The sequence below is a fragment of the Kineosporia corallincola genome, assembly GCF_018499875.1.
In the GTDB taxonomy this organism is placed as follows: Bacteria; Actinomycetota; Actinomycetes; order Actinomycetales; family Kineosporiaceae; genus Kineosporia; species Kineosporia corallincola.
Window position 1 is genome coordinate 309,502 of the sequence record NZ_JAHBAY010000006.1, and the last position, 14,878, is coordinate 324,379.

The window sequence follows — 14,878 nt, forward strand, 5'->3', positions numbered from 1 at the left end:
CGAACAGAACAGAGGGACGCCCGTGGTCGTGGTGACCACGGGCGTCCCCCATCGGTTTTCGGTTACCGGGCGAGCCGCGCGAGCTCCTCCTCGATCACCGACTCGTCGAGCTTGCGGAAGATCGGCGTGGGCGCCGGCACCGGGGTGCCCGGCACGATCGGCGCCGACTCCCAGGCCGCCACCGTCTCGCCGAGCGTGTAGTTGCCCATCAGGACCGGGTAGCCCGGGCCGCCGTCCAGGTCTTCGACCTCACGGATCTCCGGCAGCGGGGCGACGGTGCCGGTGCCGCCGAACGCCTCGTGCACCTTCTGCGAGCTGTGCGGCAGGAACGGCGACAGCAGCACCCGGCAGTCGCTGATCGCCTGCGCGGCCACGTGCAGTACCGTCTTCATCCGCTCGAAGTCGGTCTTCTTCAGCTTCCACGGCTCGGTGTCGGAGAGGTACTTGTTGGCCTCACCGACCACCCGCATGGCCTCGGCCAGCGCGGCCTTCTGCTTGTGCCCGGCCAGCAGCTCGCCGACCGTGCCGAACCCGGCCCGGGTGGTCTCCAGCAGCTGCGTGTCGATCGGCTGGAGCTCCCCGGCCTCGGGGATCTCGCCCAGGTTCTTGTTGATCAGCGAGGCGGTGCGGTTGACCAGGTTGCCCCAGCCCGCGACCAGCTCGTCGTTGGTGCGGCGGACGAACTCGGCCCAGGTGAAGTCGGTGTCCTGGTTCTCCGGGCCGGCCGCGCAGATGAAGTAGCGCAGCGCGTCGGGCTGGTAGCGGCTCAGGATGTCGCGGACGTAGATGACCACGCCGCGGCTGGACGAGAACTGCTTGCCCTCCATGGTCAGGAACTCGCTGCTGACCACCTCGGTGGGCAGGTTCAGCTCGCCGTAGGGGCCCGGCTCACCACCCTTGGCGCCCTTGCCCGCGTAGGCCAGCAGCTCGGCCGGCCAGATCTGCGAGTGGAAGGTGATGTTGTCTTTCCCCATGAAGTAGTTGGAGACGGCTTCGGGGTCGTTCCACCACTTGCGCCACTGCTCCGGGTCGTCGGTGCGGCGGGCCCACTCGATGGACGCCGACAGGTAGCCGACCACCGCGTCGAACCAGACGTACAGACGCTTGTTCTTGTTGTCTTCCCAGCCCTCCAGCGGCACCGGGATGCCCCAGTCGATGTCGCGGGTCATGGCCCGCGGCCGGAGGTCTTCGAGCAGGTTGAGCGAGAACTTCAGGACGTTGGGACGCCAGCCCTCACGCGTCTTCAGCCACTCGCCGAGCGCCTCGGCGAGCGCGGGCAGGTCGAGGAAGAAGTGCGTGGTCTCGACGAACTCCGGGGTCTCGCCGTTCACCCGGCTCTTCGGGTCGATCAGGTCGGCCGGGTCGAGCTGGTTGCCGCAGTTGTCGCACTGGTCGCCGCGGGCGCTCTCGTAGCCGCAGATCGGGCAGGTGCCCTCGATGTAGCGGTCGGGCAGGGTGCGGCCGGTGGACGGGGAGACCGCCCCGGTCGTGGTCTGCTCGATCATGTAGCCGTTGGCGTGGTCGGTGCGGAACAGTTCCTGGGCCACGGAGTAGTGGTTGACCGTGGTGGTGCGGGTGAACAGGTCGTAGGAGAGGCCGAGGGAGTGCAGGTCCTCGACGATCATCCGGTTGTAGCGGTCGGCCAGCTCGCGCGGCGTGACGCCCTCCTGCTCCGCCTGCACCAGGATCGGCGTGCCGTGCTCGTCGGTGCCACTCACCATCAGCACGTCGTGGCCGGCCATTCGCATGTAGCGGCTGTAGACGTCGGAGGGCACGCCGAAGCCGGCGACATGGCCGATGTGACGAGGGCCGTTGGCATAAGGCCAAGCGACCGCGGTGAGGATCCTGGTCATGTCGTGAATCTTTCCACGTCCCGCAACCCGGATTACGCAAGCCCCGGCAACCCCCGCCGGATCCCGCGCACCGCCTGGGCGATCCGGTGCTCGTTCTCGATCAGCGCGAACCGCACGTGCCCGTCGCCGTCCGGCCCGAACCCGACGCCCGGCGACACCGCCACGTCGCACTCCCGCACCAGCCGGGTGGCGAAGCCGATGGAGCCCTCGGACCGGAACTGCTCCGGGATGCGCGCCCAGACGAACATCGTGCCCCTGGGCCGGGGCACCTCCCAGCCGATCCGGGTCAGCCCGTCGCACAGCGCGTCGCGTCGCGCCTCGTACACCGCGTTGACCTCCGCCGGGTAGTCCGCGGCCTCGTTCAGGGTCACCGTGGCCGCGATCTGCACCGGCTGGAACGAGCCGTAGTCGAGGTAGCTCTTCAGCTTGGCCAGGGCCCCGACCACCTCGGCGTTGCCGAGCAGGAAGGCCATCCGCCAGCCGGCCATCGAGAACGACTTGGTCATCGAGTACAGCTCGACCGCGCACTCCAGGGCGCCCTCGCACTCCAGGATCGAGGGCGGGCGCTCACCGTCGAACCAGACGTCGGCGTAGGCGAAGTCGTGCACCAGCACCACGTCACGCTCGCGTGCCCAGTCGACCAGGCGCTGGAGGTCGGGCCGGGTGACGGTGGTCGTGGTCGGGTTGTGCGGGAAGCACAGCACCACCACACGGGGTTTCGGCCAGCCGTACTCCCAGGCTCCCATCACCGCGTCCACGTAGTCGGCGCCGCTGGTGCCGATCGTGATCTGCCGGGCGTCGGCCCCGGCGAAGTACGGGCCCCAGATGTGGATGGGGTACGACGGGGACGGCACCAGGGCCACGTCACCGGGTTGCAGCAGCACCCACATCAGATGGCTGAAGCCCTCTTTCGCGCCGATCGTGGCGATCACGTGGCGGCCCGGGTCGAGCTGCACACCGTATTCCTTCGCGTAGCGGGCGGCGATCGCCTCGCGCAGTTTCGGGATGCCCCGGCTGGAGGAGTACCGGTGGTTGCGCGAATTGTGCGCCGCCTCGGCCAGTTTCTCCACCGCCACCGCCGGGCTGGGGATGTCGGGATTGCCGAAACCCAGGTCGACGATGTCTTTTCCGGCCCGGCGCGCCTCCTGTTTCAGCCCGTCGATGATGGTGAACACGTAGGGCGGCAGACCCGGGATTCTCCTGAACTCCACCGCGGCAACGTTAGTCAGCGCGCGCGGCGGATCCGCATAGCCAATCGCCTGATCCTGGCCCTGTTCGTGCGAGAAATGGGGCAGACTGGCCCCATGCCGACCCGGTTGACGAGCATCGTGATCGACTCCGCCGACGCCCCCTCGCTGGCCCGCTGGTGGGCCGACGCCCTCGACTGGGGCATCGCCTACGAAGACGCCGACGAGAGCGACGTGGTGCCGCCCGAGGGCGAGCCCGGCATCGAGCTCACGTTCTGCCCCGTGCCCGAGGGCAAGACCGGCTGGAACCGGGTGCATCTCGACCTGGCCAGCCGCGACGCCGAGCACCAGAGGCAGACCGTGGCCCGGCTGGAGCAGGCCGGCGCCACCCGGGTCGAGCTCGGCGTCGAGCGGCCCTGGGTGGTGCTGACCGACCCGGAGGGCAACGAGTTCTGCGTGCTGGAGCCGCGTCCGGAGTACGACGAGCGCGGGCCGGTCGCGGCCGTCGTGATCTGGGCGCAGGACCCGGCCAACCTCGGCGCGTTCTGGCAGCAGGCCGCCGGTGGCGAGCTGGAGGCGCCGGGCGGGCCGGTCGCCACGCTCACCCTCACCACCCCCGGGCCGCTGCTCGAGTTCGTCCACAGCGACACCCCCAAGACCGTGAAGAACCGACTGCACCTCGACGTGCGCCCCTACTCCGGCGACGACCAGGCGGCCGAGGTCAGCCGTCTGCTCAACCTGGGTGCCCTGCGCACCGAGGTGGGCCAGTCCTCCGCCGACCCGGCCACCATCACCTGGGTGGTGCTGGTCGATCCGGAGGGCAACGAGTTCTGCGTGCTGCGCCCGCGCGGCGAACAACCCTGAGCCACCTCCGGCGGGGCGTGGCATCGTGGGCCGGTGACGACACAACTGGAGACCGAACGCCTGATCCTGCGACAGTGGAAGGACTCCGACCGCGAGCCCTGGGCCGCCATGAACGCGGACCCGCAGGTGCTGCGGTTCTTTCCCGCCACCCGCACCCGTGAGCAGTCCGACGCCTCGATCGACGCCTACCGCGCCCACCTCGACGCGCACGACTGGGGCATGTGGGCGGTCGAGCTGAAGCAGACCGGTGAGTTCATCGGCATGGTGGGGCTCTGGCCGATGCCCGAGGGCTTTCCGGCGCAAGACCGCACCGAGATCGGCTGGCGCCTCGACAAGCCTTACTGGGGAAAGGGTTACGCCCCGGAGGGCGCTCGGGCGGTGCTCAAGCACGCGTTCACCACGCTGGGTCTGCCCGGCGTGGTCTCGATGACCACGGTGGCCAACGCGCAGTCCCGCCGGGTGATGGAGAAGCTGGGCCTGACCCGCGACCCGGCCGAGGACTTCGTCAATCCCAGTTACGAACCCGGCTCCCCGATCGGCCCACACGTGCTCTACCGCCTGGAGGCAGCGCACCACACGACCCTGGAGACCGAACGGCTGATGCTGCGTGGCTGGCAGCCCTCCGACCGCGCGCCGTTCGCCCGGCTCAACGCCGACCCGGAGGTGATGCGTTACTTTCCGCAGCCCCTCACCCGCGAAGAGTCCGACGCCTCGGCCGACCGGATGGCCGGGCAGCTCCGGCAGCGCGGGTGGGGCCGCTGGGCCGTCGAGCTGAAGACCGGCGGCGACTTCATCGGCTTCATCGGCCTGGCCCCGATGCCGGAGGGCACGCCGAGCGGCGTCGAGGTCGCCTGGCGCCTCGACAAACCCTACTGGGGAAAGGGTTACGCCCCCGAGGGAGCACGGGCCTGCCTGCACCACGCGTTCTCCGTGCTGAGCCTGCCCGAGGTGGTCTCGATGACCACGGTCACGAACCGGCCGTCCCGCCGGGTGATGGAGAAGATCGGGATGACCCACGACCCGGCCGCCGACTTCCGGCACCCGTCGTACCCGCAGTGGTGGGGCGCGCCGCACGTGCTCTACCGGATCGGCGCCCACCGGTAGCCCGCCGGTGCCGAGAACTGTGGACGACGGGGAGCTACGTGCAGCTCCCCGTCGTCCTCAATCTCTGGCCTTCACCGCCGCGTCGTAGAGGCCGCGCTTGTTCACGCCCGACTCGGCGGACACCGCCGCGACGGCGTCCTTGAGCCGCTCGCCGGCGTCCACCCGGGCCTGCACCCGGGCGACCAGCGCGGCCACGTCGTCGGCCGCGGACGGGTCGAACAGGTCGACCGGCACCCGTTCCGGGGCTCCGCCCACCACGATGCTGATCTCGCCGAGCACCTCGGAAGCGCTTGCCCAGTCGGCCAGTTCGGCCAGCGGACCGCGCTTCACCTCCTCGTAGGTCTTGGTCAGCTCGCGGCAGACGGCGGCCTGCCGGTCACCCCCCAGGGCGTCGCGCAGCGCGGCCAGGGTGTCGGCGGTGCGGCGCGGCGACTCGAAGAAGATCATCGTGCGCGGCTCGCCGGCCAGGGCCCGGAACGCGCTCGCCCGCTTGCCCGGCGTGCGGGGCGGAAAACCCTCGAAGCAGAAGCGGTCCGACGGCAGACCGGACAGCGCCAGGGCGGTCAGCGCCGCGGACGGTCCGGGCAGCGCGGTGACCGGCAGCCCGGCCTCGACCACCGCGCGCACGGCCCGCAGCCCGGGGTCGGACACCCCGGGCATGCCGGCGTCGGTGACCACCAGCACGGTACCGCCACCGGCCACCACCTCGAGAAGCGTTCCGGAGCGCGCTTCCTCGTTGTGCTCGTAGTTGCTGATCACCCGGCCCCGCGGGGTGATGCCCAGCGCGGAGGCCAGACGGCGGAAGCGGCGGGTGTCCTCGGCGGCGATCAGGTCGGCGGTCTCGATCAGCCGGCTCAGCCGCACCGAAGCGTCTTCCGGATCACCGATCGGCGTGGCGGCCAGCACCAGACGGCCTGTGGGAGAAGCAGTCACGACAGGTCCCAGACCTGGACGCCGCCGTCGGCCACCGGCTGCCGGCCGCCGAGCAGGTCGGTGACCGTCTGCCGCAGCGCGTCGGACGACTTGTCCGGGCCGAGCACGATCCGGTCCGCGCCCCAGGCCTTCAGGTCGACCTCGGCCTGGGCCTGCATCTGCGGGGTGACCTCGGCCGCCTGGCCGGTCTCCTCCACCTGGGTGAGCAGCTGGGCGGTGGGTGGGTCGGCCTCACCGCCGACATAGGCCTGACCGTCGGAGGCCGGGCCGAGGAAGTAGCCGCCGGGCATCTTGAACGCGTAGCCCGAGGCCGACTGCCAGCGCATCGCCGTGGGCAGGGTGGCGACCGGGTAGGGCAGCACGACCGTCACGGTGTCGTGCGGCAGCGTGGTGGCGGTGGTGGTGAAATAGGCCGGTACCGCCGGGGAGTCGGTGACCGGCAGCGGTGTGGGCAGCAACGGCACCAGGCAGACCGCCGAGACGCCGACCGCGGCGAAGGCCCGCACGGCCGGGCCACGGCGGCCGAGCGAGCGGCCGCCGGTGACCGGGTGCAGCAGGCGGTGCCGCGACCCGCTGCGCAGCCCCTGCACGGCCAGGGCCAGCAGGGCACCGGCGAACAGCGCGGTGAGCAGGCCGAACCGGGTGGCCAGCGAGGCCTCGGTGATCGGCAGGCTCTGCACCAGCGCGTAGGGCCCCTGGTGCTCGGTCCAGACCCCGTCGATCCAGAGCCGGCCGCCGAGCGAGAGCGCCGCCGAGACCAGCACACCGACGGCGGCGCAGCGCACCGCGAGCAGGCGCCAGCCGAACACCATGGTGGCCAGGCAGACCACGATCAGCGGCCAGCCCAGGTAGGACAGATGCTCCTCGATGCCGCCCGGGAACTTCCCGGAGGTCTCCAGGTCGGAGGCCCGGGCCAGCCACTGGGTGGAGGTCGGGGTGAAGAACGACACCACGTCGGCGCCGAAGTAGTTCTCGGTGAACGGGCTGCCGTGATGCGCGTGCGGTCCGGCGAACTGGAGCGACAGCGGGTAGGCGGCCAGCGGCACGAACACCGCGAAGGCCACCACGAGCGTGCGGACCAGCCGGGCCAGGCCGGCCCGCACCTGGCGGGGGCGGCAGAGCGCGGCGGTGAGCAGGATCAGCAGCGCCCCGGCACCGGCCTGGAACAGCACCTCCTCGCCGATGAACATCTGGGCCAGCGCGACCAGGCCGAGCCAGAGGCCGACCCGGATCGGGCCGTGGGCGTCGAAGCGGTTGGTGCGGCGCCGGTCGGTGCGCCAGGCCTCCACGCTCAGGGCCAGCAGGATCGGCAGGCCGGGGGCGAACGCCATGGTGATGTGGCCGACCAGGGAGTTGACCACGGCCGGCGAGATCGCGAAGCAGGCCGCACCCACCGAGGCCGCCCCGCTGGAGACACCCGGCGCCTTGCGCAGTGCCCAGTAGCCGGCCACGAAACAGAGCGGGACGGCGAGCAGGTTCAGCAGGTTCAGCGTGAGCACCGGGTTGAACAGCACCGAGATCGGGAACAGCACGATCGCGGGCAGCAGCAGCGTGGTGTTGTTCATCGCGCCCACGCCGTTGGGCCAGTTCATGTCCGTGGTGTCGAACGGGTCCTGCAAGCTGGCCAGGGCGTGCGGGGTGTGCCCGAGCCACCACTGGTAGTGCATCGCGTCGGGGATGTTGCCGGAGAAGATCCGGCCGGCCGGGTCGGCCCACAGCCCGGACGTGGCGGTCAGCCCGACACCCAGCGCGAGCAGTGCGACCAGCCCGAGCCAGGGCCCGGACGGGTCCTCCCGACGGGGTCTGGGCAGCCAGACCCGCTGATCGACCGGTTCGGTCTCCGGTGACGCACTCACCCGTGCCCGTCCTCCCTGTTCCAACCACCCGCGTGACGCCCGCCGCGACGGATCCGGCGGCCCGTCAGTCTGACATCATCGCTGGCCCCCGGTGGTTCCGGCCAGACTCCAGGGGCCGGGCGGGACGTCCGGCATGTCAGACCTCAAAGGCGGAGCCTCTACGATGACGCGGGTGACCAGCCCCGCCGTGGCCACCCGCGCCGCGGGGCGCGAGGTCCAGCCGCCCTCGCCGATCGAGCGCCGCCCCCGGATGACCTGGCGCGAATGGCTCGCCGTCCTGGCCGTCACCGGCTTCGGCGGCTTCATCCGCTTCTGGCACCTGGGCCGCCCGTCCACCCTGGTGTTCGACGAGACCTACTACGTCAAGCAGGGCTGGTCGATGATCAAGGCCGGCTACGAGCTGGCTTGGCAGGGCAAGGGCGAGGAGGTCGACCCGCGCTGGAACCGCGGCGACATCGACGTCTTCACCAGCTCGCCGGACTTCGTCGTGCATCCACCGGTCGGCAAGTGGATGATCGGCCTGGGCGAGTGGATCTTCGGGCCGACCAGCTCGTTCGGCTGGCGCTTCTCCTCCGCCGTGATCGGCACGCTGTCGATCCTGATGCTCACGCTGATCGCGCGCCGGCTGTTCGGCTCCACCCTGCTCGGGGTGCTGGCCGGCCTGCTGCTGGCGATCGACGGCGAGCACTTCGTGCACAGCCGCACCGGCCTGCTCGACATCTTCGTGATGTTCTGGGCCCTGGCCGCCTTCGGCTGTGTGCTGATCGACCGCGACATCGGGCGGCGCCGCCTGGCCCTGCGGGCGAGCGCCGAGTTCGCCGACCGGGAGCAGCGCACCGCCGACTCCTGGAGCTGGTGGCTGGGTGTGCGCTGGTGGCGCATCGCCGCCGCCGTCTGCCTGGGGCTGTGCGCCGGCACCAAGTGGTCGGGGCTCTACTTCGCCGTGGCGTTCGGCCTCGCCACGATCTTCTGGGACATGGGTGCCCGCCGCGCGGCCGGCCTGCGGCACTGGTTCGCCGGGTCGCTGATCTGGGGCGCACTGTCCGGTCTGGGCATGCTGCTGGTCGCGTCCGCCACCTACCTGGCCTCGTGGACCGGCTGGTTCCTGTCCAGCGACGGCTACGACCGGCACTGGGCGCGGGACAACCCGGGCCAGGGCTTCACCTTCCTGCCCTCCGCGCTGCGCAGCCTGGTGCACTACCACCAGCAGATGTACGACTTCAATATCGACCTGGCCGCTTACCACCCCTACATGGCCAACCCCTGGTCCTGGCTGGTGATGGGCCGGCCCACCGCCTTCTACTACGAGGGTCCCAAGCTCGGTGAGAAGGGCTGCACGGTCGCCACCTGCTCGCAGGCGATCACCGCGCTCGGCAACCCGGTGATCTGGTGGGGCGCGGCGCTCGGCATCGTGGTGCTGCTGTTCCGCTGGGTGCTGCGCCGCGACTGGCGGGCGGGCGCGGTGCTGGCCGGCCTGGCCGGTGGCTACCTGCCCTGGTTCCAGTACCAGCAGCGCACGATCTTCAACTTCTACACGATCGCCTTCACCCCGTGGGTCGTGCTCACCGTCGTCTACGTGCTCGGGCTGATCCTGGGCCGCAGCAGCGACACGGCCAGAAGACGCCGCACCGGGGCCTGGATCGCGGGTGCCCTGGTGCTCCTCGCCGTCCTCAGTTTCTGGTTCTTCCTGCCCATCTACACCGCCCAGGTGATCCCGCAGAGCTCCTGGAGCGACCGGATGTGGCTGCCCAGCTGGATCTAGCCCAGCCGGATCCAGCTGGGCAGCAGGTCATCCGGGCAGCAGGTCGGCCAGCGTCTCGATGGTGCGCACCCGGTCGGCGTGCGTACGGTCGTGCGGCGTGATCGAGAGCGTGGTCACGCCCGCCCGGTGCAGCGCCTCGACCCGCTCGGCCACCCACGACCGCGGCCCGATCAGCGACAGCGACTTCAGCAGCTCGCGCGGCACCGCCGCGGCCGCCTCGTCGCGGTGCCCGGCCAGGTAGAGCTCCTGGATGCGGGTGGCCTCGGCCTCGTAGCCGTAGCGCACGGCCAGGTCGAAGTAGAAGTTCTTGCCCTTGGCCCCCATCCCGCCCAGGTAGAGGGCGAACAGCGGACGGGCCTGGTCGACGAGCGGCTCCACGTCGTCCCCGATCGCCACCGCCACCGGCACCACCACGTCGAGCTGCCCCAGAGCCGGGTCACGCCGGGCCTTCCCGGCCGCGAGCGCCTCGCCCCAGACCTGGTCGGCGCCCTCGGGCCGGAAGAAGAACGGCGCCCAGCCCTCGGCCAGCTCGGCGGCCAGCTCCACGTTCTTCGGGCCCATCGCCGCGATCATGATCGGGATCCGCTCGCGCACCGGATGGTTGATCAGCTTCAGCGGTTTGCCCAGCCCGGTGCCGCCTTCCAGCGGCATCGTGTAATACCGCCCGGCGTGTTCCAGCTTCTCCCGGCGCCACACCTGACGGCAGATCCCGATGATCTCGCGGGTGCGGCCGATCGGGGCGTCGTACGGCACCCCGTGGAAGCCCTCGATCACCTGCGGCCCGCTGGCGCCGAGCCCGAGGGTGAACCGGCCGTCGGAGACATGGTCCAGCCCGGCCGCGGTCATCGCCAGCAGGGCCGGCGTGCGGGTGTAGATCGGCAGGATGTTCGCGGCGATCTCCAGGTCGGGCACCCGGGCGGCGATGAACCCGAGCTGGCTGACCGCGTCGAAGCTGTAGGCCTCGGCCACGTAGACGATCGACAGCCCGGCCTTACGGTAGTCCGGGAGCAGATCTGCCGTCTCGGTGAAACTTCCGGCGTAGGGCAGGGGCATACCGATCCGCACGCGCGCCTCCGGGCTCGAAGTGGCTGACGTGGGCATCATGCTCCCCGCGCTGCCGCCCCGCCCCCGCACCGGGTGTGAGCTATCCGCCAGTCTCCGGGCGGTTCACGCGGCCACCCAGGTGCTTGAGGACGACGAGAGGGCCGGGACCAGCGCGGCCCCGATCGCCGAGAGGTCCAGCCGGGCCAGCATGCGGGGTTCGTCGGCGGTGCCGATGGCCGCCACCCGCAGCATGGTGACGTCGTTCAGCGCCGCCTCCAGCGACCCGTCCGGGTGGCCGGAGCGCTTCGGGTTCGGGTCCTGCCACACCGCCCGCTCGATCGCCCGCAGCCCGTGCACCACCAGACCGGCCACCTGACCGCTGGTGCTGTCCGGGTCGGTGCTGACGACCAGCACGTACGCGGACTCCAGCGGAGAGTCCGGCACGCCGAGCAGACGGCTGAGCCGGTACAGCGGCACCACCGTGTCGCGGTGCGTGAACAGGCCGAGCATCTGGTCGTGCCCGGCCTCCAGCACCGAGTAGCGTTCCGGGAACTCGAGGATCTCCACCACCTCGCGCAGCGGCACCGCGAACTCCTTGTCCTTCGCCCCGGTCCGGGTCACCGCGAAGGTCAGGTAGGTGTCCCCGGAGGCGCCTGCGCCGTCCCAGCTGTCGCCGGCGGCACCACCGGAACCTTCGGAACGCTGGGCGGGCACCGTGTTCTCGTGCGGGGTGTTGAGCCGCGACAGTGCCTTCAGGTCGTCGTGCTCGAGCATCGCGGGCACGGCCAGGCTGAGGAAGTCACCGTGCCCGGGCACCCGCAGCACCTCGTCCAGATAGCGCCTGCCGGGCACCTGCACGGCGGGCAGCGGAAACCGTTCCACCGCGCCGACATTGATCAGCTCCAGCACCTCCGACAGCATCATCACCACCAGGCCGTCGCGGAACCGGATGGCCACACCCTCGGACTCCTCGCCGCCGGTCCGGCTCAGCGTGCCCAGCCCGGCCAGCTCCAGCGGGTCGAACACCGGGATCTCGGTGCCGTCGTAGTCCGTGACGCCCTTGCACGAGCCGTGCCGCAGCGGGGAGTTGCGCACCCGCACCCGGGGCAGGATGGTGTGCACCGACTCGATGGCGATGGCCAGCCGGTGGTCGGCACAGCGCACCAGCAGCATCGCCGCGCCGGCACCGCCCCCGGACCCGGCCGACGGGTCACCGCCCGCGAAAACCCCGTCGGCCCGGCCCTCCTCGCGCACCACCGGCACACCGGGCAGCGCGAACATCGCGTCGACGTCGATGACGCTGACGATGTTCCCGGTCTCCGGCCGGGCGAAGGTGTGCGACACCAGCAGGTCGCTGCCGTCCGAGGTGCCCATCCGGGTCATCGCGCCGGGGCGGGTCACGCCGTGCACCCCGTCGACGATCAGCCCGAGCAGCTGGTTCTCGTGCAGCAGCACCACGATCACCCGGCGCGGTCCCGATTCGGCCTCTCCCGAAGGCTTTTCCGCCCGGCCCTCGATGGCCAGCAGGTCGAGCACCGGGATCACCTGGCCGCGCAGGTTCACCGCCCCGAGCAGGCCGGGGGCGGTGACCGGCAGTACCTCCAGCCGGTCCGGGCAGGGCGTCACCTCGCGCACGTCGGCCAGCGGAACGCCGACGCAGGCGTCGCCGGAGGCGAACAGGCCGTAGGTGGTGTTCACAGCGGCCGGCCGTGGCCGGAGGCGCCCAGCAGCTCCTGGATCAGCTGACTGACCCTGGCCGAGGCCTCCACCTGGGTCTTGGTCGCGGTGACGATCAGGTCGATCGACGTGCTGGTGTGCGTGACGCTGGAGACGATGTCCTCGAACGACTCACCGGCCTTGCGCGACACCTCCGCGCCCTCGTTCACCTGACGCGTGGACTCCTGCACCAGCTTCGAGATCTCCCGTGCCGCGTCCGCCGAACGCTCCGCCAGCTTCCGCACCTCACCCGCCACCACCGAGAACCCCAGACCGTGCTCCCCCGCCCGCGCCGCCTCGATCGAGGCATTGAACGCCAGCAGATTCGTCTGATCCGCGATATCACTCATCACCTGCACGATCTCGCCGATCTGCGCCGAGCTGCGCTGGATCAGGGTGATCGCCTCCACGGACTCGCGCAGCGACTGGGCGCCGGCCTGGGCGTCCTCCTGGGTGGACGACGACCAGCGGCTGGCGTCCGAGGTGCTCATCGAGATCGCCTCGATCGACTCGGTGAGCCGCTGCACGGCCTCGCTCATCGCGTCGGCCTTGGCGTTCAGCCGCTGCTCCAGCTGCACCTGGTCGGTGATGTCGTAGGCGTACTTGATCACCTTCATCGGCCGCCCGGCCAGGTCCAGGATCGGGTTGTAACTGGCCTGGATCCACACGTCCCGGCCGAACTTGCCCACCCGGTGGAACCTTCCGGATCGCAGCTCACCACGCTGGAGGCGCAGCCAGAAGTCCCGGTAGTCCTCCGACAGCACGTACTCCTGGCTACAGAACATGCTGTGGTGCTGCCCGAGGATCTCGTTCTCGGTGTAGCCCACGGTGCGCAGAAAGTTGTCGTTCGCCGCGAGGATCCTGCCGTCCAGGTCGAACTCGATCACCGCCTGGGCGCGGTCGAGAGCCTCCACGCGACCGGCGTACTCGGCGTTGCGCAGCTTGTCGGCCGTCACGTCGGAGGCGAACTTCACCACCTTGAACGGCTTGCCCTCGGCGGTCAGGATCGGGTTGTAGGTGGCCCGGATCCAGACCTCCTTACCGGTTTTCGTGATCCGCCGGTACTCCCCGCCGTTGAACTCGCCGCGCGAGAGCTTCTCCCAGAACAACTGGTACTCCGGGCGGGCGGCCTCCTCGGCGTCCACGAACAGCCGGTGGTGCCGCCCGCGGATCTCCTCCATCCGGTAGCCCATCAGGTCGAGGAACGCGTCGTTCGCCTCCAGCACGTTGCCGTCCAGGTCGAACTCGATCACCGCCTGGGAGCGCTGAATCGCCTGGATCTTGCCCTCGAAGTCGGCGTTACGCAGCTTGGCGGCGGTCACGTCGGAGGCGAACTTAACCACCTTCCAGGGCTTTCCGTCCATGTCGAAGATCGGGTTGTAGGTGGCCTGGAGCCACACGTCCTGCCCGCCCTTGGTCAGCCGGTGGAACTCGCCGGACTTGTACTCGCCCTCGCGCAGGGCGCGCCAGAACTCGCGGTAGTTCTCCGAGTCGGCCTCTTCCTGGGGCACGAACATCCGGTGGTGCTGACCGATCACCTCGGCGCGCTCGTAGCCGACGGTGGCCAGGAAGTTGTCGTTGGCCGAGAGGATCTTGCCGTTCAGATCGAACTCGATCACCGCCTGGGACCGGTCGATCGCTGCCACCTTGCCCTCGAAGTCCGCGTTGCGGCGCTTGGCCTCGGTCACGTCGACCGCGAACTTGACCACCTTCCAGGGCTTTCCGTCGATGCCGAGGATCGGGTTGTAGGTGGCCTGGAGCCACACGTCGCGCCCGCCCTTGGCCAGCCGGTGGAACTCGCCGGCCACGAACTCACCGTCGCCGAGCTTCTGCCAGAACTGCCGGTAGGCGGCCGACCGGGCGTCTTCGGGCCGCACGAAGAGCTTGTGGTGCTGGCCGATCAGCTCCTGCCGGGCGTAACCCATGATCTCGCAGAAGTTCTCGTTGGCGTCGAGGATCTCGCCGGACAGGTCGAACTCGATCACCGCCTGCGAGCGGGAGATCGCCTGGATCTTGCCGGCCGCGTCGGCCGCTGCCCGCTTGCCGGCGGTCACGTCGAGCGCGTACTCCACCACCTTGGTCACCCGGCCGGACTCGTCGCTCACCGGGATCCAGGTGGAGCGGATCCAGACCTCGTTGCGGCCCTGCCAGACCTCACGGAACTCGCCGTCCGGATTGCCGCCGGAGCGCAGTTCCTCCCACAGGTCGGCGTACTCGCCCGTGCTCTCGATCACCTCGGGCGGGGCGAACGTGCTGCGGTGACGGCCGAGGATCTCGGCGACGCCGTACCCGATCAGGTCGGCGAACATCTCGTTCGCCTTCACGACCGTGCCGTCCGGCGCGTACTCGGCGACCGCCTGGCCACGACCGAATGCCTCGACCTGGCTCTTCAGCTCCGCGACGCTCTCGTGCCCGTCGCCCGTCAGGGCCTTCTCGTCCGACAACTCAGTTCTCCGTTCCCCGACCTGAACAGGCCTGCGGCTGGCCTGTGCAGCGCCCCCGTCGGAGACGGGGAAGGAGAATTGCGGGAGGTGGCACGGCTGTCACCCACGTGGCAGA

Annotated in this window: 10 protein-coding genes; 3 read left to right on the top strand and 7 right to left on the bottom strand. The window is 70.4% G+C overall.

Features of this window, described 5'->3' with window-relative positions:
- Nucleotides 1–62: 62 nt before the first annotated feature.
- The gene (gene metG / locus KIH74_RS16635) at nt 63–1,853 is read right to left on the bottom strand and encodes a methionine--tRNA ligase (protein ID WP_214156858.1); all 1,791 of its coding nucleotides are present in this window, start codon (nt 1,851–1,853) and stop codon (nt 63–65) included.
- A 32-nt stretch (nt 1,854–1,885) separates the two neighbouring features.
- Nucleotides 1,886–3,064, bottom strand: a complete 1,179-nt coding sequence (locus KIH74_RS16640; RefSeq protein WP_214156859.1) for an aminotransferase class I/II-fold pyridoxal phosphate-dependent enzyme — start codon at nt 3,062–3,064, stop codon at nt 1,886–1,888.
- 93 nt (nt 3,065–3,157) lie between these two features.
- On the opposite strand from KIH74_RS16640, the gene KIH74_RS16645 reads away from it, so the two are divergent.
- Complete coding sequence (locus tag KIH74_RS16645; RefSeq protein WP_214156860.1) at nt 3,158–3,904, top strand: VOC family protein; 747 nt, start codon at nt 3,158–3,160, stop codon at nt 3,902–3,904.
- Nucleotides 3,905–3,937: 33 nt separating this feature from the next.
- Nucleotides 3,938–5,008, top strand: a complete 1,071-nt coding sequence (locus KIH74_RS16650) for a GNAT family N-acetyltransferase (protein ID WP_214156861.1) — start codon at nt 3,938–3,940, stop codon at nt 5,006–5,008.
- Between the two features lie 57 nt (nt 5,009–5,065).
- Here KIH74_RS16650 and rsmI read toward each other — a convergent pair whose 3' ends face one another.
- Nucleotides 5,066–5,941, bottom strand: a complete 876-nt coding sequence (gene rsmI, locus KIH74_RS16655) for a 16S rRNA (cytidine(1402)-2'-O)-methyltransferase (RefSeq protein WP_308113831.1) — start codon at nt 5,939–5,941, stop codon at nt 5,066–5,068.
- Nucleotides 5,938–7,797 carry a hypothetical protein gene (locus tag KIH74_RS16660; RefSeq protein ID WP_214156862.1) on the bottom strand — a complete coding sequence of 620 codons (1,860 nt, stop codon included), beginning with the start codon at nt 7,795–7,797 and terminating at the stop codon, nt 5,938–5,940. The genes rsmI and KIH74_RS16660 overlap by 4 nt, the downstream gene beginning before the upstream one ends.
- Before the next feature lie 163 nt (nt 7,798–7,960).
- Here KIH74_RS16660 and KIH74_RS16665 point away from each other — a divergent pair, with 163 nt between their 5' ends.
- Entirely contained in the window at nt 7,961–9,559 is a 1,599-nt protein-coding gene (locus tag KIH74_RS16665) for a dolichyl-phosphate-mannose--protein mannosyltransferase (protein WP_372492071.1), read from the top strand.
- 27 nt (nt 9,560–9,586) lie between these two features.
- On the opposite strand, the gene KIH74_RS16670 is transcribed toward KIH74_RS16665, so the two are convergent.
- From KIH74_RS16670 to KIH74_RS16680, 3 genes are all read right to left on the bottom strand, one after another.
- On the bottom strand, nt 9,587–10,624 hold the full coding sequence (locus KIH74_RS16670) for an LLM class F420-dependent oxidoreductase (RefSeq protein ID WP_214156864.1): 1,038 nt from the start codon (nt 10,622–10,624) through the stop codon (nt 9,587–9,589).
- A gap of 102 nt (nt 10,625–10,726) precedes the next feature.
- Complete coding sequence (locus KIH74_RS16675; RefSeq protein WP_214156865.1) at nt 10,727–12,301, bottom strand: chemotaxis protein CheW; 1,575 nt, start codon at nt 12,299–12,301, stop codon at nt 10,727–10,729.
- Nucleotides 12,298–14,763, bottom strand: coding sequence for a methyl-accepting chemotaxis protein (locus tag KIH74_RS16680; protein ID WP_214156866.1), 2,466 nt, complete (start codon nt 14,761–14,763; stop codon nt 12,298–12,300). Before KIH74_RS16680 ends, KIH74_RS16675 begins: the two co-directional genes overlap by 4 nt.
- Between the last annotated feature and the right edge of the window lie 115 nt (nt 14,764–14,878).